Genomic DNA, 21,614 nt, shown 5'->3' on the forward strand with positions numbered 1-21,614 from the left:
AAATCCATACCGTTGAGCCCGATCCTATGAGAGGGAGTGGGACGCATGGAGCGGATCCTGGTCATTGGCGGCGCACGGGCGCTCGGCGCGGCCGTCGCGAGGCGTGCGGTGGCGGACGGGTACGACGTGGTCATCGGCGCCCGGAACGAAGCTGCGGCCGACGGACTCGCGCGCGAGATCGGCGCCACCGCGGTACGGATCGATCTGCAGGACGAATCAACACTCGCCGCCGCGGCGGAGCGCCTGAAGGAGGGTGGCGTCGACCACATCGTGACGACCGGCTCGGCGCCGCACGACGTCCGCGCCATCGAACTGGACCGCGACAAACTGCTCGCCGCGTTCGCGGCGAAGGTGATCGGCCCGCTGCTGGTCGCCAAACATTTCGCACCGGTACTGCGACCCACCGGGTCGCTGGTGCTGTTCTCCGGTGTCGTCGGCTGGCGCCCCGGGCCGGGATCACTCGTCAAGGGGGTCACGAACGGCGCGGTCGAGTACACCGCGCGCCACCTCGCGGCGGACCTCGCGCCGGTACGCGTCAATGCCGTCTCGCCCGGTGTCGTCGACTCGGGCGCCTGGGACCGACTCGGCGACGCAAGGGCCGGCCTGCTGAGCAGGAGCGCGGCCGGGACCTTCGTCGGACGCCACGGCGAGACCGACGACGTCGTCGACACGGTGATGTGGCTCCTGCGCGCGGGATTCGTCTCCGGCGAGACCATCCACATCGAGGGCGGCGCCCGCCACAAGACCGCCTGACACCCGACCGGCGAGTGCTACGTGCCGCCGACGACCACGCCGGAAGTGGGGACATCCAGGAGCGGTTCCGCTGGATCAAAAACGGACCTATCGCCCTCTCAGCGGATCACGGCGCACACAGTGATCGTGACCAGGTATGGCACCGGCACCAGGAGGGCGGCACACAGCCACGCCCGAACTCGGCGGCCGTATGCCACAGGAAAGAGCACGTCGACGGTGACAACCAACAGCAGCACAAGACCGCCGAGACCGACCAGGCAAAGCCGCGCCCAACCTGCCCCTTCGATCACGTCAACACCGCCGCAATCGGTTTCGCCCACCCCGGCGGTATCGAAGGCGCACGATCGGTACTTCGTCAGCAACACCCACGCCGAGTGCAGCGGCACAACCGCCGGCACTCCCATCACCAAGTTCACCCACAACGGCATCCAGCGTGCCCACCACGGCCGCCGTTCACGACTCTCACCGTACTGATCGCCTTCAGACGAGACCTGCTCCAACGCCCGCATGACGGGGCAGAGTAGCTACCAGCCCAGACCGCCGTTCGGTCACCCCCCACCCCACGCCATGCGGGAGGAAACCGGCACGGTCGAGGATGAGTTGGCGGGTGGAGGTGGCGGGCTCCTCGTCGACGGGGGCGCCGCCGTCGCCGTCGCAGACCACTTTCTCGCGTGGCATGCCGGCGAACGCTTCGTGGTCGGTGGTGGCGGTCCCTCGTGGCCCTTGACCGTGGCGTCACCTGATCTGGACGTGCGCCGCCCGGCCCGGCTCCACCCACGACAACACCGCCGCCCGCCACAGCCACATCCTGGCCCACCCGCGCGCCGCCGGCCTCGGGGCGCAGGCCGACCTCGGCTTCCGCGGCCTTGTCGCCGCCGGTGAACCGGATCGGCCCCCGCCGGGTTCGGAGGTGCAGGGTTCCCACTGCTGTCCCGCGGGGGCCGATGCAGGCCCTGTACCCACCGCACCGCCCGATACGCCCCGATCCACATCTGGCGTCCGGTTTGATCAGACCCTCGCGGCCCGGCACCTGCAGCACGCAAACAGAGGGGTGGGCCCGGCCGTCCCAGGCCGGGCCCACTCCTCATGGGCACACACGCCGCTGCCCGCGACGTGCTGCCGCATCTGTGCCGTCGTCAGGCGACGGCATGCCTCACCACCGGTACCAGCGGCCCTTGCGGCCGCCGCTCGCAGCGGGCCGGATCACGAAGCCGAGCAGCCACACCACCAGCACAACGACCGCGATCCACCACAGCGCCTTCAGGGCGAAGCCCGCACCGAAGAGGATCAGAGCCAGAAGAAGAACCACAAGCAGGGGAACCATTGTTATTACCTCCTGGCGACCGTGTGCTCTTACCGTGAACCTACAAACACACAAAAGGCGCGTTTCTTTTACGGACTGCAGGGCATTCGACCGCACCTCGGAGTGCCCCCGTCCACGCACCTCATGCGCACCAGCCCCCAGGCAGAAGGCGCGAACCGACCGCCGCGACCATGTTTGCCGTCCGCTCGAGCGGCCAGGCGAAGACCAAGCACATGATGTCGATGCCAAGGGAGCGTGAGCGGACATGACCGCCAGCGAGAAGGCCAAGGCGAAGACCGAGCAGGTCACCGGTGCCGTCAAGGAAGCCGCCGGACGCGCCGTGGGCAACGAACGGCTCACCGCCGAAGGCCGCGCCCAGCAGATGAAGGGCGACGCCCGCCAGGCCAAGGAAAAGACCAAGGACATCGGCAAACACTGAGCGCCGAGGATGCGACGCCGGTGGGGCGGCCCCCTGGGACAGGGGGCCGCCCCACCGGCGTTGCCGCGTGCGATCCTGCTTCAGGCCCGCTTGCTCGAGTGGCTTGCTTGATCACGGAGCCCGCTCTGCCATCGAGCATCCCGACTTGCGGGACAGAGACACCCCGCCCGTGCGCACCGAGACGCTGTTACCGCAGTATGTGCCTTCTCTGTTCGCTTCTTCCTGGGGGGACCATGCGCCACGCCATCACCGCGTGCGGGATTGCGGCCGTCTGCTGCCTGAGCCTCGCCGCCTGCACGCACAGCGAGGACAGAAGTGCACCTGAGCCGAGCCCGCGTTCCACGCTCCAGCTGGGGCGGGGCGCCGAGACTTCTGCCGTCGACAGCAAGAGCACCGTACAGATCCATCCGGATACGGTGGTCTATGACGGCAGCACCAGCTTCGGCGATTCCCAGCACGGCGTTTTCGCCGTCGTCGCCTACCAGTCCACGAACCGGACCGCGCACCGCGCAACGACGACCGCCGCTCAGGGAGGCTTCCGATGGAAGTCCCCGGACGGGCCTGCCGTCACCGCGGGGAACACCACGGCTGCGAAGAAGCTGGCCCCCATCGGCTTCAGCGAGGGCGGTCCCGTCCTTGCACCACGGACAATGCACCAGGACGTCGCGGTCTTTGACATCACCGCTGCCGAGAAGGGCGGCACCCTCGTCTACGTGGACGGCGACGGGGCCTCTTCCCAATGGAAGATCCCTGCGACCGACTCAGGCGTCTCGGTCCCCGCACTCAAATTCGCCCTGAACTGAGCGGCACCGACCAAAGCTGCTGGTCTTGCGACTGCAGACCTCTCGACTCGCCCGTCCCTCGATGCGGAACCGCCGGCCGCAACCGTGGATCGCGTCGGGCGAACTGTGGCCTCTCGTCGCACCGTTGCCACCGGCGCCGGGCGCGAAGCAGGCCGAGGCAGACCGCCGGCGCCGGACCGGCAGACACGGTGCGAGATCCTGTTCGCCCTCCACACAACGGGCGACCGGTGGGGCCACCTGCCACAGAATTCGGGCTTCGGTCCGGGCATGACGCGCCGGCGACGGCCGGCGACGCCTGGACCGCGGCCGGCCTCCGAGACCAGCTGCACGCGTGTTGGTGCGGGTGGTTTCGGCGATGGCGCCGTCCTCGCTGACGCGTTGGCGGGCGTACCCATCGGCCGACGGAGGCCATGGCGCATCCGCGTCACCGGCCCCGTCTCCCGTCGCAGGCCGTCCTCAGCCGGCGCGGCGCACGGCCGCCCGCACGCTCTTCATGATCTGGTCGGCCCGGCTGGTCCGGCCCCACCACCTGGCCCACTTGGGCTTTTCGACCGCCAGCGCCCTCACCGTGTCACCGCTACCGGTGGTGAAGACCGTCCCCGAGCAGCCCGTCTCCACCGTGACGATCTCCGCCAGGGGACCTCCCCCGCCCAGGACAGCAGCCGAGGCCTGCTGGTGCGGGGTTTGGGCAGGTGCGCACCTGCCCAAACCCCCTGTCCGCACAGAACCGTGGGGCCTAGCAGGTCTTCTTGTACTCGAACTTGATGGGCGTGGTCAGGAACACCTTGTTGCCCTTGGCGCCGCCCTTGACCGAGATGCACTCGTGGGAGAGTCCGGCGTTCGTGGTGACATACAGACCGTGCGTCCCGGCACAGGTGTTGTGGTAGTAGACCGTGTACGTGGCGATGCCGTCGTCACCCCACGAGTAGTTGAAGCACGTGACGCTTCCCTCTCGCTTCTTGAGGACCGTGGCGCCGCCGTCCGTGTCCGCGCTCGCCGGCGCGGCACTTGCGACCCCCGCCGCCAGCATGGCACCGAGCACGGAGCCGACAATCTTCGCTGAACGCCGCATTTCTTCATCCTTCATGTGTTCTTTCGCGGTACACACATGCCTCCGGCACATGTCAACGCTTGCTTACCTGCGCAACCGTGACATCCGTTCGACAGGGTGCGCAACGGTGCACACATATCCCCCTTTCACGCCCTTCCTACGGACAGAGGGGACCCGCACACCACGCCGGACCTTGTAACGGAGACGGGACGGGCCACACACCCCGCAGCCGCTGGCCGCACCACCCCACAGACCGTCAACTCACCATACTCAGAAGGGGGTTGACCGATCACGGGCGGCGCACCGTCAGCGGCGCCGCTCTGACGCCGGGCTGTCACACCACCTTCGGCGTTCCGACACTGGCGCTCCACGTAACGATCACCGAACAGGAAGATCACGTGAATCGTTATGGGCGCTTCGGTCATCCAGCCCGGCCGCCGCAGGCGAGCCGATTCCCGCGCTCAACCCGCCGTCCCCCAGCGGCAGACAAACCGAGGTGCACGGCACACTTCGGTTGACGCCCACAGCAGCTTCATGTGCACTAGCGACTCGGCACGGCCAACAGGGGCAGGAAGGAGCCACCCGAGATGTCTGGTGCGAAGCAGGGCGTCCATCACATCGAGCGCGTCCTTGCAGGCATCACTCTGATCGCCGCGCTCGGCTTTGCGTTCATGCTGCTGTTTACGGACCGGCAGTCGTTCCTCACCGAGGTGAAGGCAGGCACGTACGCTCCGGAGCTCATCGTTGCGGCCGTGGCCGCGGCCGGCTGGTTGCTTCTGCGGCGCCGCCGGCACGTTCGCGCCGCTCTCCTTCAGCCGAGCCCTCGCGAACTTGCCCTGCGCTCCACCACCGTGCCCTCCCGGCGCCCTTCCGGGGCCTCCTCGTCAGGGGCATCGGGTGAGGGCGAGGACGCGTTGGCGATGGCGGCGCTGCTGACGGCGAGCCAGTTCTCCGCGCACGGCGACTCCTCTCATGGTGCGGACGACCTCGACCACCCCTGAGCGGCAGGCGAACTGCAGCCGGCTGTCACCGCCCCGGCTCCACAAGTCCCAGGTCCCGCAGGCACTCTGCGGTCTCCACGAGCGTCGTCGCGGCGGGACGCGGCCGCCAGCCGAGCTCGTCGCGGGCCCTGTCGTTGTGGATGACCGGGCGTGGGAGATCCTCGCCGGGAGCCTCGCGTTGCGGCGCCCGCGCGGCGAGTGAGCCTAGCCGGCCGCGCAGGATGCCGGCCATCTCGACGAAGCTGAGTGTCGGGCCGTCGGCGACGGCCACATAGCGCCGGCCCGCCGCTTGGGGCGCGGCCATCGCACGCAGATGCAGGTCCGCCACGTCACGGACGTCGACGATGCCGAAGCGGGCGCGGGGTGCGATGTTCATCGTTCCGTCCAGCATCGCCTTGACCAGCTGCATGGAGGAGCCGAGTGCGGTCGTCAGGGTGGGGCCGAAGATGCCGGTCGGGTTGACCACGACGAGTTCGCTGTCGCCGCCGTCGCGCTGCATCCAGTCCCACGCGGCGCGCTCGGCGATCGCCTTCGAACGGGGATAGGGGGCCAGGCCCGGTGTGTCGGGGTCGGTCCAGTCGGCCTCGGTGAACTCGGCGCCCGCCTTGGGGGTGTAGCCGACCGCGGCGAACGACGAGGTGAGCACGGTGCGCCGGACCCCCGCGTCGCGGGCCGCGCGCAGCACCCGCAGTGTGCCCTCGCGGGCGGGCACGATCAACTCGTCCGCGTCGTCGGGCTGTGCGACGGGGATCGGTGAGGCCACGTGGTGGACCTCTTCGCAGCCGGCCAGCGCGGCGGCCCACCCGTCGTCGGCCATCAGGTGAGCGGCGACGACCTGAAGACCCGCGTCATCAGCACCGCCCCGGCGCAGTGCCGCCCGCAGTTCCTGCGCACGGCCGAGCGAACGCACCGTCGCGCGCACCTCCTTGCCCGAGCGCAGCAGGGCGGCGACCAGCTGGCTGCCGAGGTATCCGGACCCGCCGGTGACCAGGACCGGGCTCATCACGCCACCCCCAGCCGCTGCGCCGCCTCGAGGCAGAGCCGTGTCGCCTCGGCCTCCGCTCCGGCGTCGCCGCGTTCGCGGGCGTCCCACAAAGCGGCCTTGTGGCGCAGATAAGCGAGCCGGGCCCGCTGAGCGGCGATCTCCGTCTCGACGCGATCGGCGTGGCGCAGCAGCAGATCGCGCTGCTCGGCCGCGGCGGACCGCCCGCGCGTGCGGTTGCTCTGGTAGGTGCGCATGTCCTCGATGCTCATGCCGACCGCACGCAGGCAGGCCAGCGCCTGGAGCTCGTCGAGGTCCCGCTCGCCGTAGCGGCGGTGGCCGCTGCGCTCGTCCCGGTCGACCGGGCCGATCAGCCCGATCTCCTCGTAGTAGCGCAGGGTCGGCTCGCTCAGCCCGCTGCGCCGGGCGACGTCCTGGATGGAGAAAGCTGTCATGCGGGGAGCAGAACACACTTCAAGCGCTTGAAGGCAAATGCGCGGAATGCGTGGTCTGTGGCTCGGGCCGGAGGAGCTTCTGCCTGCCCTCGAGGAAGTGCAGCAGGTCATGTCGAACAGCAGGCGCCTCAGTCGTTCTCGGAGCCTGCTCCGAGAACGACTGAGGCGCCTGCCGCACCTGGGGCCGGGCTTGCGTCCACGCGTCGGGACGTCGTACCCGTCGGCACGCGCCCCGGTGCGGACGGCGGACGCGTCCCTCGTTCTTCTGGTTCAACCCATGGGCGGCGCTGCGCCGCCCCCGGCGCCTCGGCGTGTTCCTCTTCAAGGGAACACGCCGGCTTGTTCAGCATGACGTACTTCCTTGATCGTCAGAGATGGATCACTGCGCCCGGAGCACGGAAAGGCGGGTCCGGTGGTTGCGCTGGACCACTCCATCGGCGCATGTTCCGTACCCGTCGGGGCTGTTCGGACGGGTCCACCCTGACGGCAGGCCTGACGGCAGGAGGCCGCTGCTGTGGAAGGTGCCGGGCATACGGCTGCCTGCCGCCCCTGATGACTCGCGCGTGGCGCCGGGCGGCTTCAGGTCGTCACAGGGGTGCTGTGCGGGTGAGGTGCCGGACCGCCTCGATCGCCGGGGTGGGGTCGGGCCCGGTGCCGTGCGATCCGGAGGCACCGGGTAAGTGGCCGGAGGCGCGTTGTCGCCAGGTCGGCGGCCGAGCCGCCCCGGGCCGCGGCCCCGTTCCGAGGCCGTAGCGCTTTCACTTCCAGTCCGACGGCATCCACCTGGCAAATTAGCGATCCAACGCAATAATCTCCTTGCCCATCTCATGAATGCAACGTAGCGTTTCGCATGTCAGAAAGACTGAGGGTGGGGCAGTAAAGGGGTGGGGTATGGAAACGGCACATCACCGGCAGGCGCCACCCGGCGCCTTCGCCGCCTTCGCCCGCTTCGCCCTCTGCGGCGGCGGCGTGGGACTCGCCTCCAGCTTCGCCGTGACCGGTCTCGCCTCCTGGATCCCCTGGGGCGCGGCGAACGCCGTGATCACCGCGGCATCCACGCTCTTGGCCACCGAGCTGCACGCCCGCTTCACCTTCGGCGCGGGCGGGCACGCGACGCGCAGCCAGCACGTGCAGTCGGCTGGCTCCGCGGCAGCCGCATACGCGGTGACCTCCGTAGCGATGCTCGTGCTGCACCTGCTCGTGGCGACGCCCGGCGCCGTCCTCGAGCAGGCCGTCTACCTGACCGCCTCCGCACTGGCCGGCGCCGCGCGGTTCGCGGTGCTACGCCTCGTCGTCTTCGGCCGCAAACGCCGGCAGATCGCACCCACCGTGGTCACCGTGGTCACCGCCCGGCCGGCCCCCACGGCGCCGACCGGGGAGGGCCTGGCGTTCTCCCGGGCGCTCCACCAGCAGCGAAGTGATCTCCGGTATCCGCGGGGCCGCTGCCCGATGCGGGCCTGGCGGTGCCCGCCGCCCACGCCGGGGCACCGTCCAGGGACACTGCCGGGTTTCGTGGGGCGGCAGAGGCATGGCGGGACAGGTGAGTCGGTTCCCGCCGGTTAACCTTCACCCTGTCCACGGCGTCAAATAGCGGGCGCCCCCGCAGGAAAGGCACTACTTCATGCTGATCGCTCAGCGTCCCTCGCTGACCGAAGAGGTCGTCGACGAGTTCCGCTCCCGGTTCCTGATCGAACCCCTCGAACCCGGCTTCGGCTACACCCTCGGCAACTCGCTCCGCCGCACCCTCCTGTCCTCGATCCCGGGCGCGGCCGTCACCTCCATCCGGATCGACGGCGTGCTGCACGAGTTCACCACCGTGCCGGGCGTCAAGGAAGACGTCACCGACCTCATCCTCAACATCAAACAGCTGGTCGTCTCCTCCGAGCACGACGAGCCCGTCGTGATGTACCTGCGCAAGCAGGGCCCGGGCCTGGTCACCGCCGCCGACATCGCACCCCCGGCCGGCGTCGAGGTCCACAACCCCGACCTCGTCCTCGCCACCCTCAACGGCAAGGGCAAACTGGAGATGGAGCTGACCGTCGAACGCGGCCGCGGCTACGTCTCCGCCGTCCAGAACAAGCAGGCCGGCCAGGAGATCGGGCGCATCCCGGTCGACTCGATCTACTCCCCGGTCCTCAAGGTCACCTACAAGGTCGAGGCCACGCGTGTCGAGCAGCGCACCGACTTCGACAAGCTGATCGTCGACGTCGAGACCAAGCAGGCCATGCGCCCCCGCGACGCCATGGCATCGGCCGGCAAGACCCTGGTCGAACTGTTCGGTCTGGCCCGCGAGCTGAACATCGACGCCGAGGGCATCGACATGGGCCCCTCCCCCACCGACACCGCCCTCGCCGCCGACCTGGCCCTGCCGATCGAGGACCTCGAGCTCACCGTTCGGTCGTACAACTGCCTCAAGCGCGAGGGCATCCACTCCGTGGGTGAGCTCGTGGCCCGTTCCGAGGCGGACCTGCTCGACATCCGCAACTTCGGCGCGAAGTCCATCGACGAGATCAAGGCCAAACTCGCCGGCATGGACCTCGCCCTCAAGAACAGCCCGCCCGGCTTCGACCCCACCACCGCCGCCGACGCCTTCGGCGCCGACGACACCGACACTGGCTTCATCGAAACCGAACAGTACTAACCACCACACCCACCACAGAACCCCCGCCCAACGCCGATACCGGCCAGCGGACCACGGCCCGGACTGCACCCGCCAGAACAACCCGGCGACGCAGTCCGGGCCGCGACCATACCGGACCTCCATCTCGGCCCGGGCTTGAGTTGTCAGAGGCGGGGTGGGCGTCTCCGTGGAGGTTCACGGCTCTCCGTGCTCCGGCGCTGCACCGGAGCGGGGCACGGAAGCGAAGGGCTAATTCCGGCAGGTGCCCGCCGGACAGCAGGCCGGGGGCGCCAGACGACCCTCCACAGGCGGCCCTAGCGGGATGGCGGGCCAACACGCCGGGCGGCACCGGACCGGTGTATCGCCCCGCCGGGGAACGGCCGCTGTGGGGCCGTGGCCTTCACAGACAGACTTCCTGTACCAGGCGGGCAGGTCACGAACTGGCATGCCGAACCAGCCGTACACAGACAGCGGCCGGAAACCCACGCCAGCCACTCCCACAACGCTCCTGGAAAGCGTGGGGCCGCGCCCCGAGGGCGAGACAGGCCCACCACGGCGCGGTCAACACCACTGCCGGGCCTACGGTCGACGAGAAGGGGACGCATCGTTTCTGCGCACCGCTCGTTGAACCGGGCAACGCGGGCCCGCAGACGACGCTGGCGCCCTTCGGACCCGCCCGTGAACCAGCCCGCGCCGCACCGCAGGGCTTCGACGGTCAGGGCAGAACCCGTCGGGCCGGTGCGCACGGCGGGTGCGGGACCTCACCCCCTCCTCAGGTCCCGCACCCGCCCCCTCAGCCCCGGGCATCGCCATACCTGCACTCCTCCGGCCCTCACCAACCACGATGGGCACCTGGCACATCCGTGCCCGCCGTCACACGGCCGCAGCACCTCGCCCGAACGGCGGGGCCGAAGACGGCCAGCGAGGGAGCACGTTGCATGCCCGCACCGGACCGGCCAGGCGCGGGCGGTCGAGATCCGGCCCGGGGCGGCGCACACCGCCCCGGTAAAGACCTACACCGCCATGCCGTACACGATGGTGAACAAGGTGCCGAGCGAACCGATGATGAACACCCCGGTCAGGCCCGCGACGATGAGCCCCTTGCCCTGCTCGGCACTGAACGTGTCACGCAACGCCGTGGCACCGATGCGCTGCTTTGCCGCACCCCAAATGGCCAGCGCGAGACAGAGCAGAATAGCCACCGCCATGACCACCTGAATCATGGTCTTGGCCTCCGCGCCCAGCGAGCCGAACGGTCCCCAGTCGGGAGCGATGCCCCCGATGATGGTGTCGATGTCACCCTTCTCGGCTGCGAACAGCATGTCGATCCTCCATGGGGCGCGGGTGCCGACGACCGCCTCGGTCGTCCGCTGGGACTGCAGTCGGTCCAGTCTCGCGGACAGACCAGCGACACGAACAGGGGCTGGCAACTCGCCCACACAACCGGCCCCTTCAGCGTGCCCGCGCCCCCCGGGAAACGCAGCACCTCTGCCTCCCCGGACGCGAGACCCCCTCATCGCCGCAAGTGCTTCGGCCCAGCCCACCCCTCGCTCCCGAACCCCGGCCGGGCACGAAAGCGGCCGACCCCGACTCCAGGTGACTACCCACGCTCCAACACCGCCTCGTTCGCCCCTCCAACGCTCAGCACGCCCACCCCGCCCTGCCTCACGGCGCACCCCGGACGACGCTGCCCCACCAAACCTCACTCAGACCGCAGCAGCACCGGGCGCCCCACGGCCCGTCCGGCCGGCACCCCGGCACAGCAAGCAGGCTCAAGCACGGCCCGCCGGCGCCGCAGTACACCAGGCAAACCGCACGACGTCGCCACCATCCGCTCTGCCATCCACTCCCGACGCACGGCTCGTCCTCCAGCCCGACCCCGGCCTCACCCTCACCCTAAAGTTGAGGTTGAGGTGCCACTCGATGCGCCCCTGCGACACCACCGCATGCCACACCCGGCCGCCGCCGCGCCCGCGCCCGGTACCCGATGTACGCAGCCCACCATCCGCACCGTGACGTCCCTCCCGGCGCCGTTCGGGCCACGCGGCACGAAGGCCGCACCGGCCGGGATGCGCAGGCCGATGCCGTCCAGGACGCTCTTGCAGCCACCGGACTTGCCCAACTCGTTCGCCGCAACAGCCGTGTCGGGGCGCGAACAAGGGCTCCTTCCACAGGCTGCGCGTGGTCGGCCTTAGAGGCTGCGGGCGGTGATGTCGCCCTGCATGACGGTCGCCTTGACGGTCAGAGCGGGCGTTTCGCCGGTGTTCTTCAGCGCGTTGTCGATACGGCCGTAGCTGGTGCCGGCATCGAGGGAAGCGGAGACTCCGGGGGCGGCAATGACGGTGATGTCGCCCTGCTGGGTGCTCAGGATGAGCTGCCCGGACACGGCCTCGCTGACGCTCACATCGCCCCGCTGGTTACTGATCTCACCCCCGGCGTGCAGTCGGCCGACCGTGATCGTGGCATCCAGGCCGCCCAGGCGGACCCGGTCCGCCTCGTCCAGCTTCACTTGACCGTAGCCACCCTCGAAGACCACCTCACCCAGGCGCCCCACACCACGGAACTCGGCGGCCGCCGCCTTCGCCTCGATCCGCGAACCGACCGGCACCTGAACAGTGACTTCGACGGATCCGGAGTTACCCAGGAACCGATTGGTCGCCTGCGGGGCCTTGATCCGCACCACACCGTCGGCGCAGGCGACCTCGGTCTGTTCGGCGGCCTTCACGTCACGGGACTTACCGGGGTTGGCGGGCCGGACCTCGACCGTGGCGTCGGTGCGGTCGGCCGCGATCACCTGGATACGCCCCGCCGGGATGTCCACAACGGCGGCGACCGGGGCGGCGGTGGTGAACTTCTGCATCGTGCTCTCCCTTGCCCATAGGCGGCGAACCCCGTGCAGCCCGCCGTTTCCAACAAGGAAAACGCTACGTTGCGTTCACGCAATCGGCAACATACTTGTTGCATGCGAAACTCATCATCGCAGCTAGAGCAGTGGAATTTGAAGCAATGACCTCGCAGATAACGCAACGAATCACGGGAATAGTTGTTGCAATGAAATGAGAGTGAACGCTATAGTCGACCCCGCCAGCCACCACCGGGCCACCCCAGACCATGAAGGAGAGTGCGATGCCGGGAGGCCGACTCACCCAGTCCGAACGTCAGGAGATCGCCCGGGGACTCGCCGATGGCCTCGCCTACGCCGAGATCGCCCGCCGTCTGGACCGCCCGACCTCCACCATCACCCGCGAAGTCATGCGCAACGGCGGCCCCACCGCCTACCGCGCCGACACCGCCCACCGCGCCACCGAACACCGGGCCCATCGCCGCAGGAAAGCCACTCCCCGCGACCCCAGAACCTCACCCCAGCCCTACGGACGCGACCCCGACGCCGTCCGCGCCTACGAGGAAACCTTCACCGCCGTCATCGCCGCCTCCGGCGCCCCCACCATGATGTCCCGCGTCCTGGCCAGCCTCTTCACCACCGACTCCGGCAGCCTCACCGCCGCCGAACTCGCCGAACGCCTCCAGGTCAGCCCCGCCTCCATCTCCAAAGCCATCACCTTCCTCGACAACCAGGGCCTCATCCGCCGCGAACGCGACGAAAACCGTCGCGAACGCTACGTCGTCGACAACGACGTCATGTACCAATCCATGATCGCCAGCGCCCGCTCCACCACCCACCTCGCCGACACCGCCCGCCAAGGCCTCCCCGTCCTCGGCCCCGGCACCCCCGCCGCCACCCGCCTGGAAAACACCGCCCGCTTCCTCGACTTCGTCTCCGAAAGCATCACCCGCGCCGCCAACCAAGCCCGCGACATCCTCCACACCCAACCCACCACCAACACCGATACCGATCCCGATACCGACACCAAGTGACCTAGCGCGGTCCGCGGTGTCGACTTGCGAGCTGGACGCCTGACTTGCCCCCACGGGCCTGCATTGCGGGCGATCGTAGGAGGTTCAGCCGGGGGTCGGGTACAGGCCACTGCACCCGCAGGGGCCTGTACCCGCGACAGGTCATCCGGTGTCAGAACGGTGGTTGGGTCCTCTGCGACGGAATGTTCAGCGCTCTGCCCTGGGGGTGCGGAATCCGAATGGGCCGCGCCGGGGACTGCGGTCTCTTCCCGACCCACTTGGCGGCGAACACGCGTACCCACCAACTGTCGTCCGGATTTCGCGAGGCCATCTGGATCACCCTCCTGCTCATCGGAGTCGGACTGGATCTCTGACTGGATCCTCGTATGCCCGCAATGCGCAATTAACTCCACATTCCCCCCGTAGGAATCATGTGCGGCAATACCTTGGCGGCGGTGACCGCACGATCGGGTGTTGAGCCGCTCACGAGCCGCTCAAGACGCTGGCCCCGTTGAGCGATTCCAGCCGTACGACCCTTACGTCAGCACACTGGCCGTCACACTCGGACCGGACCTGAGAACCAAGGAGAAGATCAATCGGACCACCGTTCCGCGACACAAGAGCGGATGGGTATCCGCACGTCAGGGGTGCGCAGTTGACGGGACGGGCCCGATTGGCTGCGGCGTCCGGGGGCAGAGGGTGCGTAGGTCAGCCACAAGGGGCGCGACCTCAGGGCGTAAGGAGCAGACCGTGCCATCGGGCAGCTCGCAGAAGACGTCGGCGGCCCGCACCGCCGCAGGCCGTGCCACCACCGTGGATCAGGCGTTCTAGATGGGGACGGCGACCAAGGTCCCGGAGACCCGGGACATGATGGGCGACGAGCTGTCCGGCGACGAGGCGTACGCAGCGATTCGCCGCTACGGAGGTCAGAAGCTGCTGCGTGACTCCTTTGTCCGCTTCCGTTACGCGGATGGGTTCAGCCATGCCCGGGCCCTTGCTCTGCAGACCGTGCTGGCTCTGATACCTCTCGCCATCGTGTTCGTCGGTCTGTCGACGACGCTGCACACCGAGTCCATCGGCCGGTTCGCGGAGATGACCATTCACCGAATCGCGCGAGGGCCGAGTGCCGCAGTGGTGGACGAGGCTCTGAACAGAAGCCGACGAACCGCCGGCGAGGGCACCCAGGTTGCCCTCTGGCTGGCTCTTGCGTTCTCTCTTTCCAACGTGACCACTGCGATGTGCCAGATCGAGCGCGGCGCCAACCGCATATACGGCAATGAGCGCGACCGTCCGTTCCTCAAGAAGTACACCCGTGGGCTCGTCATGGCGGTGAGCGCCGGACTCCCACTCGGGCTCGGCTTCGTCATGATGGTGGCCGGCCGCGATCTGGGAGCGGCGGCGGTGTCCGTCTACGGTCTCGGCGACGGGGCCAATACCGCCTGGGACATCCTGCGGTGGCCACTCGGTCTGGCGTTGGCACTCGTTTCGGCGAGTACCGTCTTCAGGCGCTCGCCACGTCGTCGGCAACCCGGCTACACCTGGCTGGCATTCGGAGCTGCCGTGTATCTGGTGCTGTGGTCCCTGCTGACGTGGGCGCTGAGTCTGTATCTCTCGGTCAGCGGCTCTTTCGACACCGTCTACGGGCCCCTGAGTGCCTTCATGTCCCTTCTTCTGTGGGCCTATCTGACCTCCATCGCCCTCTTCCTGGGCTTGTCGTTCGCGGCACAGCTCGAGGCCGCCCGGGCCCTGCGCCCAGGTCCCACCACTCCCGATCCTGGGGTCTGACCGGACGCGGCTGCGCAGCGTGTGTGGAAGAGGCCACGTGCGCTGCAGGCGAACGCGCCAACAGCGGGGCATGCAGCAGCACGGCACCGGACTCCACACACGACTGCTCGCTGTTCGATCGGTTCACCCCGAAGTCTGGCGCTCGCCGGGGCTCGCTCCGTCAGCACCGGAGGCGCGTCGAGCGGGACGCTATCCGTTCCGGATCCGTTCCGGTGGAGCCGAGCAGGTTATGAGAGCGATGAGGGGTATGAGGAGCTCTCCACACCTGGGCAGATGAGGCTGAGGAGATGCAATGCGGGTCGAGGCAACGGTCATGAGCAGCAAGGGACAGGGGCTGGGGTTCGAGGTACGGATTCACGGCATGCCTGTCGGCCTTGATCACACCGGTGCGCGCACGATCGGCGAGGCCCGCCGCTTGGTGGCACAGCTGGTGGCGCTGTCGTCTCAGGTGCCTGCCGAGTCTGTGATGGTCGACTTCATCGCAGGTGATCCCGCAGCCGCTCGAGCCATCGATGGCGACCGGATCGGCGGCGATACGGATTTTGACCTGGCCGAGGTGCGGGTCAGACATCGGCGAGGGGTGTATCGGGCAGCTCGCTGAGTGCCTCGCCCAGGGGTGCCGGGCTCACTTCAGGGCCCGGGCACAGGAGCGAGCGCGGGCTGATGAGGGACGGGCCCGCACTGCGAACTGACTCTGATGCGACGCCCATAGCCAAGGCCTGCCCGCGAGCTCCGACGCAGCGGCTGCTGACCAAGCGTCCGGCGACGCGGTCGATGGCGGTGTCGGTGTCGGTGTGAGGCCTGTCTCGGTGGTCCGGTCTGGCGGTTCAGCTCGACCACGAGCTCACCTTGGTGGATGCCTGTGCCTCGATGCGTTCGGGAGGCGGCGTTGCGGGGCGGGCACCGGTGCGGGTGGCGCCGATGCCGGCGATCACGACGAAGGCGACACCGACTGCGGGCGCGAGGCCGGGTATCTGACCGAGCACCAGCAGGCCTGCGAGGAGTGCGATGGCTGGTTCCAGGCTCATCAGGGTGCCGAAGGCGGAGGTCGTGAGGCGGCGCAGGGCGAGGAACTCGAGGATGAAGGGCAGTACGGCGCTCAGAGCGGCCAGTCCCAGCATGGCTCCGAGCAGCTTCCAGGTGACGTGTGCCAGGTCGGACGGTGCCGCGGCGAGGAGGCCGATGAGGCCGGCGACGGGCATGGAGATGGCCAGTCCGTTGAGGCCGGTCACGGAGTCGCCCACGCGTTGGGTCAGCAGGATGTAGGCAGCCCAGCAGGCTGCGGCGGCCAATGCGAAGCCGGCGCCGGCCGCGTCGATGCCACCGTGCCAGGGTTCGGTCAGTGCCAGGACGCCGATAGCCGCCATGGCTGTCCAGCGTGTCCGGCCACGACCTGGGCCGTAGAGGGATACGGCGAGCGGGCCGAGGAATTCCAGTGCGCTGGCCGTGCCCAGCGGCAGGCGGGTCACGGCGAGCATGAAGAAGACCATCATGCCCGCGCTGACCGCGCCCAGCGTGGTGCATGCCACCAGGTCGCGGCCGGTGAAGTCGCGCAGGCGGGGCCGCACCAGCACCAGCAGGAGGACACCGGCCCACGCCAGACGGAGCCCTGTCGTGCCCAGGGCTCCGAGCTGATCGACCAGCGGGACCGACAGCGCCAGCCCGAGCTGAATGGTGGACATGGAAGCCACGGCCATCAGGGCCCCAGTGGCAGGTGTGGGCAGGCGTGGACCTGCGCGGTGTTTCGACAAGCTCATGGATCCGAGTACACGGCGTCCGGACCATTCGTGTCCACGTGCTAATTATGGACGATCCGTTCGCCGATCCTGGACAATGCCGGGATGGAGACTCGCCGACTGCGCATGCTGGTGGAGCTGTCCCGTCTGGGGTCCATGCGCGCGGTGGCCGACACCCTGCGCACGACCACCTCGACGATCTCGCAGCAGCTCGCCGCCCTGGCGGACGACATGGGCACCGCATTGACGGAACCGCACGGGCGCCTGGTCCGGCTGACGCCCGCGGGCCGCCGGCTGGCCGAGCACGCGGTGACGATCCTCGCCGCCGTGGAGACGGCGCGCCACGACCTCACCCCAGGAGCTGAGCCCAATGGCACGTTGCGCGTCGCGGGCTTCGCCACCGCGATCCGTGCGCACGTTCTGCCCATCGTCACGGCCCTGGCCACGAGCCATCCCCGCCTCCGTGTCCTGATCCGCGAACACGAACCCGCCGAGGCACTGCAGCTCCTGACCGAGGACGCGACAGATCTGGCGTTGACCTACGACTACAACCTGGCACCCGCGACCGAGGACCCCGAGGTGTCCGCCACCGCCCTGTGGACCGCGCGCTGGGGCCTGGGCGTCCCAGCACAGGCCGACACTCGAGAGGGGACAGCGCTGGAGGTCTTCACCCAGTTCGCCGGGCAGGACTGGATCGTGAACTCGCGCAACACCGCGGACGAGACCGTCATCCGCACCCTTGCGTCTATGGCAGGCTTCACCCCGCGCATCACCCATCAGGCCGACAGCCTCGACCTCGTGCAGGGCATGATCACCGCCGGACTCGGCGTGGGCCTCCTCCCGGTCGGGACCGCAACGTTCCCCGCCGTGCGACTCCTTCCACTCACCGGCCCAGACGTCGAACTGCGTGCCTACGCCGTCGCCCGCCACGGCCGCCTGGACTGGCCTGCCCTCGCCCTGGTCACCGACCTCCTCGTCAGACGGTCCACGACCGGGCAACACACCGGTCGGCCCGCAGTCCCGACCAGCGAGGAGCCCCGTCAGCTGCCGTGATCAACATGGCTAGCCTGTGCGGGAGGCGACGTCAGGCACTCCGGCCCGCGCTCACCAGCCAGCGGCTTCCTTGGCTCGCGACAAGCACGGCACACCAGAAAGAAGGAATCGTGATGACCACCACAGCCCGAGCCACGGTGCAGCAAGACAGTGAACGCGTACGCGTCACCCGCTGGGATTTCGAGCCCGGAACCAGCACAGGCCCGCACGTGCACGAGCACGACTACATCGTGGTGCCGATCACCGATGGCACGACCAAGATCCTCACCCTCGGCGGGGCAGAAGCCGTATCGGAACTGAAGGCGGGCGAGTCCTACGCACGTCCCGCAGGCGCCGAGCACGAAGTCGTCAACGCAGGCGACTCCTTTCTGGCCTTCGTCGAAATCGAACTCAAGGAACCCGCGAAGCACGTCGTGGCACCTGCCGCTTCTTGAGGCACTCTGCTCCTCAGGCGTTCGATCCCTCTAGGCCGGGATGAGCGCGGGTGACTCCGCAGAAGGCGTCAGCTCGGTGGTGATCTCGCCGCCCAGAATGGCCGCCCAGAATTCCGCGAGCGCTCTCGGGCCATCGCAGTCCAGGGCTACGGAGCCCAGACGGCCTAAAGGTTCGGTCTTGGGGATACCTCGGCTCATGGAGCGAAGCGGCGTAGGCGCATGCGACAGACAGCTACGCCGTCGCGCCCTGTCGCCCGCCATCCGCCGTCGCACGTGGGGATGTCAGACGTTGGCGTAGCCAGGGATGCCGGCCTTGATGCGCTCGAGTTCGCGTTCGTCGGAGACGCCCTGGAAGTCGTAGCGGGGGGTGTACGGGATCTCCAGGCGGCGGGCCTCGTCGTCGGTGAGTTCGAGGTCGAGGGAAGCGACGGCGTCGTTGATCTGCTCGATGGTGCGGGCGCCGACGAGGGGGGCCGCGACGACGGGGTTGCGGCGCAGCCAGGCGAGGGCGACCTGGGCGCGGGACACGCCGTGGGCGTCGGCGATGGCGCCTACCTCGTCGATGATGAGGCGGTCACTGTCGGCGGTGGCCTTGTAGAGCATGTCGGCGAAGGCACCGTCGGTGGCGGCGCGTTCGCCCGTGTTGGCCTGGTCGAAGGGGCGGGCGAGCCGGCCTCGGGCCAGCGGACTCCACACCATGGTGGCGACGCCCTCGTCGGCACAGAGCGGCAGCATCTCGCGTTCCTCTTCACGGGCGAGCAGGTTGTAGTGGTTCTGCATGGTGACGAAGCGGGCCCAGCCGTGCCGCTCCTGCAGGTGGAGGGCCTTCGCGAACTGCCAGGCGTGCATGGAGGAGGCGCCGAGGTAGCGGGCCTTGCCGGCCTTCACCACGTCGTTCAGCGCCTCCAGGGTCTCCTCCAGCGGCGTCCCGTTGTCGAACCGGTGAATCATGTACACGTCGACGTAGTCAGTACCCAGGCGGCGCAGGCTGGCGTCGATCTCGGCCATGATCGCCTTGCGGGACAGCCCGCCGCCGTTGGGGCGGCCCGGCCGCATGGTGTGGCGGACTTTGGTGGTGATGACGACGTCGTCGCGGTTCGCGTAGTCCTTCAGGGCGCGGCCCAGGATCTCTTCGCTGGAGCCGTAGGAGTACATGTTCGCGGTGTCGAAGAAGTTGATGCCCGCCTCGAGGGCGTGCTTGATCAGGGGACGGCTGGACTCCTCGTCGAGGGACCAGACGGGGTGCCCGCGGTCGGGTTCGCCGTAGGTCATGGCGCCGATGGCGACCGGTGACACGTCCAGGCCGGTGCGGCCCAGCTTGATGTAACGCATGCGGAAGCTCCTATGATGGGAACGAGCGGAGAGGTCTCCGGTTCACTTTCGACGTTAACGGAGAGTTCTCCGCTTAGCAACCGGACCCGATCGCCGCGACCCGAAGGAGGACCTATGGCCGGCACGTCACTGCAGCGCTCCGACGCACTCAAGAACCGGGAGGCGATCCTTCAGGTCGCCCACGACGCACTCGCCGAAAACCCCGACGCCTCGCTGAACTCCATCGCCAAGCGGGCCGGCGTGGGACCCGGGACGCTCTACCGCCACTTCCCGACCCGCGAAGCGCTGATCCTCGAGGTCTACCGCCACGACATCGGCCGCCTGGTGGCGTCGGTGCCGGACATCCTGGCCTCCCTGGACCCGCTGGACGCACTGCGGCGCTGGTTCACCGACCTCACGGGCTACGTACGCATCAAGCACGGACTGGGCGAAGCGCTGAACTCCGCGGCGGCGCAAGAAGTCGTCAGCGCCTCTTGGCCTCCCGTCAGCGCCGCCGTCGGCCAGCTCCTCGACGCATGCGAGCGGGCCGGGGAGATTCGCCCCGGCATTGATCCCGTCGATGTCGTCATGCTCATGAGCTGCCTGTGGCGTACCCCGGACACGCCGGACGGCGCCGCCCAGGTCCAGCGTCTGATGGACCTCGCGATCAAGGGCTTCCGTCCCTGAGGCAGAGTGGCCGTGCAACGAGCGGCATCCTCCCTTGACCGCACGGCGGCCTGAGCCGAGGTCATCAGGCCCTGAGTGCGGCTGCGTTCCGCTGCTAGCCCTCTCAGCAGCTCGCCACGCTGTCTCCGCACCTGCCCGCTGGCCGGCGCCTTCAGGCACCCGCCTCGCGCGCAGCCTGGTGCAGGGCTTCGAGGGCGTCCAGGACGACGGTGCGCTGGTACCAGTCCAGCCAGGTACCCGCCACGCGCTGCAACTGCTGCAACTGCAAAAGCTGTTCCTGGCGCAGGCCGGTCAGGGGCTCGCGGTGGTGGCTGGACACCACGCCGAGCACCATGCCGCCCCGACGCGCGATCAGGGGGACGCTGTGGCAGGCGCGGCTGCCCGCGTCCAACAGGATCTGCTTGCTCGCCTCGTCGAAGCCGGTGCTGCGGGCAATATCGGGGACGGTGACCTGGCGGGCCGACTTGGCGGCTCTGGAGCACGGAGTGCCGTCGTCCACAAAAGCAAAGTAGTCCGTGAAGATCTGCGGGTGGCCTTCATGCTGCACCATGCGCAGCGTTCTGCCTTGCCGTACCTGCACGTTGCCCGCTTCTCCGCCGGTCACGTCCAGCACTCGGTTCAGCACCGCGGACAGGACCGAACTCTGGCTCCGGGCATCGACCTGCTTGCGTCCCAGGGCCCGCAAGGGCGGGGAGGGTCTTCGCACCCGCCCGGGGAACCAGTCTTCGTCCTTGTCGTGTGGTGGCGTGGTCTGTGCGAGAGCGGCAGCCAGTTCATGAACTTTGATGTTGCTGCGTTGCGAGACAGTGCGCAGCAACGCGAAGGCGTCCTCTTCGTTGCTGAGGCTGTAGCGCTCGACCAGCCTGCCCAGAGCGAAGGACACTTGGGCCCTGGCGCGACCTTGTTTGTGGACGCTGGCGACGAGCTCCCGAAGTTCTGTGGCTTCGGACCGCAGTCCTTCCTCGCTCGTCCACGCTTCCCTGCGCAGCGCAGGGAGGAGCGGAATGGGGGCGAGGGGACGTGCCGGCTGGGCATGGCCGTGCGTCACGGCGGCCTCCGAAGAGTGCGGCGGATACAGGGGACAACCGCGTAGCACTGACGGCCGGACGAAGGTGCGCTTGCGCTTCCGTCCGGTGGCTGCCTGTGTGCGGCCGTGCCTGCTTCCCAAGCACTCGTCGCCGATCTTATCGCCACCCTGGTGGCGCGGCGTCGCGTGCCCCCGACGCCTGCTTCTGTCCCCACGGGGCGTCAGTCAGACGCACAGCGCCAGACCTTCGGGCACCAGGAGCCTGTCTCCTCGGAGCAGGAGCGGAACAGCGCGCGCTACCGGACCTCGCTCGAAAGGC

23 protein-coding genes and 1 pseudogene are annotated in these 21,614 nt (G+C 68.8%); 12 read left to right on the forward strand and 12 right to left on the reverse strand.

Annotated features, from left to right (window positions below):
• The first annotated feature begins 45 nt into the window (after nucleotides 1-45).
• Entirely contained in the window at nucleotides 46-753 is a 708-nt protein-coding gene (locus ACQUQD_RS00125; protein WP_428949810.1) for an SDR family oxidoreductase, read from the forward strand.
• 98 nt (nucleotides 754-851) lie between these two features.
• On the opposite strand, the gene ACQUQD_RS00130 is transcribed toward ACQUQD_RS00125, so the two are convergent.
• Together ACQUQD_RS00130 and ACQUQD_RS00135 are read right to left on the reverse strand one after the other, a co-directional pair.
• The gene (locus tag ACQUQD_RS00130) at nucleotides 852-1,262 is read right to left on the reverse strand and encodes a hypothetical protein (RefSeq protein WP_428949811.1); all 411 of its coding nucleotides are present in this window, start codon (nucleotides 1,260-1,262) and stop codon (nucleotides 852-854) included.
• A gap of 644 nt (nucleotides 1,263-1,906) precedes the next feature.
• Nucleotides 1,907-2,077 carry a hydrophobic protein gene (locus tag ACQUQD_RS00135; protein WP_428949812.1) on the reverse strand — a complete coding sequence of 57 codons (171 nt, stop codon included), beginning with the start codon at nucleotides 2,075-2,077 and terminating at the stop codon, nucleotides 1,907-1,909.
• Between the two features lie 244 nt (nucleotides 2,078-2,321).
• Here ACQUQD_RS00135 and ACQUQD_RS00140 point away from each other — a divergent pair, with 244 nt between their 5' ends.
• Nucleotides 2,322-2,495: a CsbD family protein gene (locus ACQUQD_RS00140; RefSeq protein ID WP_428949813.1), complete on the forward strand. Its 174-nt coding sequence runs from the start codon at nucleotides 2,322-2,324 to the stop codon at nucleotides 2,493-2,495.
• Nucleotides 2,496-2,728: 233 nt separating this feature from the next.
• Nucleotides 2,729-3,298, forward strand: coding sequence for a hypothetical protein (locus ACQUQD_RS00145; protein WP_428949814.1), 570 nt, complete (start codon nucleotides 2,729-2,731; stop codon nucleotides 3,296-3,298).
• 456 nt (nucleotides 3,299-3,754) lie between these two features.
• Here the strand turns inward: ACQUQD_RS00145 and ACQUQD_RS00150 are convergent, their stop codons facing one another.
• On the reverse strand, nucleotides 3,755-3,916 hold the full coding sequence (locus tag ACQUQD_RS00150; RefSeq protein ID WP_428949815.1) for a hypothetical protein: 162 nt from the start codon (nucleotides 3,914-3,916) through the stop codon (nucleotides 3,755-3,757).
• Nucleotides 3,917-4,034: 118 nt separating this feature from the next.
• Complete coding sequence (locus ACQUQD_RS00155; protein WP_428949816.1) at nucleotides 4,035-4,370, reverse strand: hypothetical protein; 336 nt, start codon at nucleotides 4,368-4,370, stop codon at nucleotides 4,035-4,037.
• Nucleotides 4,371-4,936: 566 nt separating this feature from the next.
• Between ACQUQD_RS00155 and ACQUQD_RS00160 the strand changes: the two genes are divergently transcribed.
• A complete protein-coding gene (locus ACQUQD_RS00160; RefSeq protein WP_428949817.1) occupies nucleotides 4,937-5,350 on the forward strand; it encodes a hypothetical protein in 414 nt (137 codons plus the stop codon).
• 25 nt (nucleotides 5,351-5,375) lie between these two features.
• Here ACQUQD_RS00160 and ACQUQD_RS00165 read toward each other — a convergent pair whose 3' ends face one another.
• Nucleotides 5,376-6,353, reverse strand: a complete 978-nt coding sequence (locus ACQUQD_RS00165; RefSeq protein WP_428949818.1) for an NAD-dependent epimerase/dehydratase family protein — start codon at nucleotides 6,351-6,353, stop codon at nucleotides 5,376-5,378.
• Entirely contained in the window at nucleotides 6,353-6,787 is a 435-nt protein-coding gene (locus ACQUQD_RS00170; protein WP_428949819.1) for a MerR family transcriptional regulator, read from the reverse strand. The genes ACQUQD_RS00165 and ACQUQD_RS00170 overlap by 1 nt, the downstream gene beginning before the upstream one ends.
• 891 nt (nucleotides 6,788-7,678) lie before the next feature.
• Here ACQUQD_RS00170 and ACQUQD_RS00175 point away from each other — a divergent pair.
• Both ACQUQD_RS00175 and ACQUQD_RS00180 read left to right on the forward strand, forming a co-directional pair.
• A pseudogene (locus ACQUQD_RS00175) lies at nucleotides 7,679-8,158 on the forward strand (hypothetical protein); the annotation flags it as partial.
• 250 nt (nucleotides 8,159-8,408) lie between these two features.
• The gene (locus ACQUQD_RS00180; RefSeq protein ID WP_428949820.1) at nucleotides 8,409-9,428 is read left to right on the forward strand and encodes a DNA-directed RNA polymerase subunit alpha; all 1,020 of its coding nucleotides are present in this window, start codon (nucleotides 8,409-8,411) and stop codon (nucleotides 9,426-9,428) included.
• Between the two features lie 992 nt (nucleotides 9,429-10,420).
• Here the strand turns inward: ACQUQD_RS00180 and ACQUQD_RS00185 are convergent.
• Together ACQUQD_RS00185 and ACQUQD_RS00190 are read right to left on the reverse strand one after the other, a co-directional pair.
• Complete coding sequence (locus ACQUQD_RS00185) at nucleotides 10,421-10,729, reverse strand: hypothetical protein (protein ID WP_428949821.1); 309 nt, start codon at nucleotides 10,727-10,729, stop codon at nucleotides 10,421-10,423.
• Nucleotides 10,730-11,598: 869 nt separating this feature from the next.
• Complete coding sequence (locus ACQUQD_RS00190) at nucleotides 11,599-12,267, reverse strand: hypothetical protein (protein ID WP_428949822.1); 669 nt, start codon at nucleotides 12,265-12,267, stop codon at nucleotides 11,599-11,601.
• A gap of 266 nt (nucleotides 12,268-12,533) precedes the next feature.
• On the opposite strand from ACQUQD_RS00190, the gene ACQUQD_RS00195 reads away from it, so the two are divergent.
• The 3 genes from ACQUQD_RS00195 (at nucleotide 12,534) to ACQUQD_RS00205 (ending at nucleotide 15,648) form a co-directional block, all read left to right on the forward strand.
• Nucleotides 12,534-13,283 (forward strand): helix-turn-helix domain-containing protein, encoded by a 750-nt coding sequence (locus ACQUQD_RS00195; RefSeq protein ID WP_428949823.1) that lies wholly within the window; start codon nucleotides 12,534-12,536, stop codon nucleotides 13,281-13,283.
• Nucleotides 13,284-14,093: 810 nt separating this feature from the next.
• The gene (locus tag ACQUQD_RS00200; protein WP_428949824.1) at nucleotides 14,094-15,047 is read left to right on the forward strand and encodes a YihY/virulence factor BrkB family protein; all 954 of its coding nucleotides are present in this window, start codon (nucleotides 14,094-14,096) and stop codon (nucleotides 15,045-15,047) included.
• A gap of 292 nt (nucleotides 15,048-15,339) precedes the next feature.
• Nucleotides 15,340-15,648 (forward strand): hypothetical protein, encoded by a 309-nt coding sequence (locus tag ACQUQD_RS00205; RefSeq protein ID WP_428949825.1) that lies wholly within the window; start codon nucleotides 15,340-15,342, stop codon nucleotides 15,646-15,648.
• 226 nt (nucleotides 15,649-15,874) lie between these two features.
• On the opposite strand, the gene ACQUQD_RS00210 is transcribed toward ACQUQD_RS00205, so the two are convergent.
• The gene (locus tag ACQUQD_RS00210) at nucleotides 15,875-16,744 is read right to left on the reverse strand and encodes an EamA family transporter (RefSeq protein ID WP_428949826.1); all 870 of its coding nucleotides are present in this window, start codon (nucleotides 16,742-16,744) and stop codon (nucleotides 15,875-15,877) included.
• Between the two features lie 144 nt (nucleotides 16,745-16,888).
• On the opposite strand from ACQUQD_RS00210, the gene ACQUQD_RS00215 reads away from it, so the two are divergent.
• Entirely contained in the window at nucleotides 16,889-17,836 is a 948-nt protein-coding gene (locus ACQUQD_RS00215) for a LysR family transcriptional regulator (RefSeq protein WP_428949827.1), read from the forward strand.
• A gap of 113 nt (nucleotides 17,837-17,949) precedes the next feature.
• A complete protein-coding gene (locus ACQUQD_RS00220; RefSeq protein ID WP_428949828.1) occupies nucleotides 17,950-18,270 on the forward strand; it encodes a cupin domain-containing protein in 321 nt (106 codons plus the stop codon).
• 30 nt (nucleotides 18,271-18,300) lie between these two features.
• Here ACQUQD_RS00220 and ACQUQD_RS00225 read toward each other — a convergent pair whose 3' ends face one another.
• Both ACQUQD_RS00225 and ACQUQD_RS00230 read right to left on the reverse strand, forming a co-directional pair.
• The gene (locus tag ACQUQD_RS00225) at nucleotides 18,301-18,531 is read right to left on the reverse strand and encodes a VOC family protein (protein WP_428957405.1); all 231 of its coding nucleotides are present in this window, start codon (nucleotides 18,529-18,531) and stop codon (nucleotides 18,301-18,303) included.
• Nucleotides 18,532-18,552: 21 nt separating this feature from the next.
• The gene (locus ACQUQD_RS00230; RefSeq protein ID WP_428949829.1) at nucleotides 18,553-19,602 is read right to left on the reverse strand and encodes an aldo/keto reductase; all 1,050 of its coding nucleotides are present in this window, start codon (nucleotides 19,600-19,602) and stop codon (nucleotides 18,553-18,555) included.
• 114 nt (nucleotides 19,603-19,716) lie between these two features.
• On the opposite strand from ACQUQD_RS00230, the gene ACQUQD_RS00235 reads away from it, so the two are divergent.
• A complete protein-coding gene (locus tag ACQUQD_RS00235; protein ID WP_428949830.1) occupies nucleotides 19,717-20,268 on the forward strand; it encodes a TetR/AcrR family transcriptional regulator in 552 nt (183 codons plus the stop codon).
• 151 nt (nucleotides 20,269-20,419) lie between these two features.
• On the opposite strand, the gene ACQUQD_RS00240 is transcribed toward ACQUQD_RS00235, so the two are convergent.
• On the reverse strand, nucleotides 20,420-21,364 hold the full coding sequence (locus tag ACQUQD_RS00240) for an ANTAR domain-containing protein (RefSeq protein ID WP_428957406.1): 945 nt from the start codon (nucleotides 21,362-21,364) through the stop codon (nucleotides 20,420-20,422).
• Nucleotides 21,365-21,614 lie beyond the last annotated feature (250 nt).

Source organism: Streptomyces sp. cg35 (assembly GCF_050410835.1).
Lineage (GTDB): Bacteria > Actinomycetota > Actinomycetes > Streptomycetales > Streptomycetaceae > Streptomyces.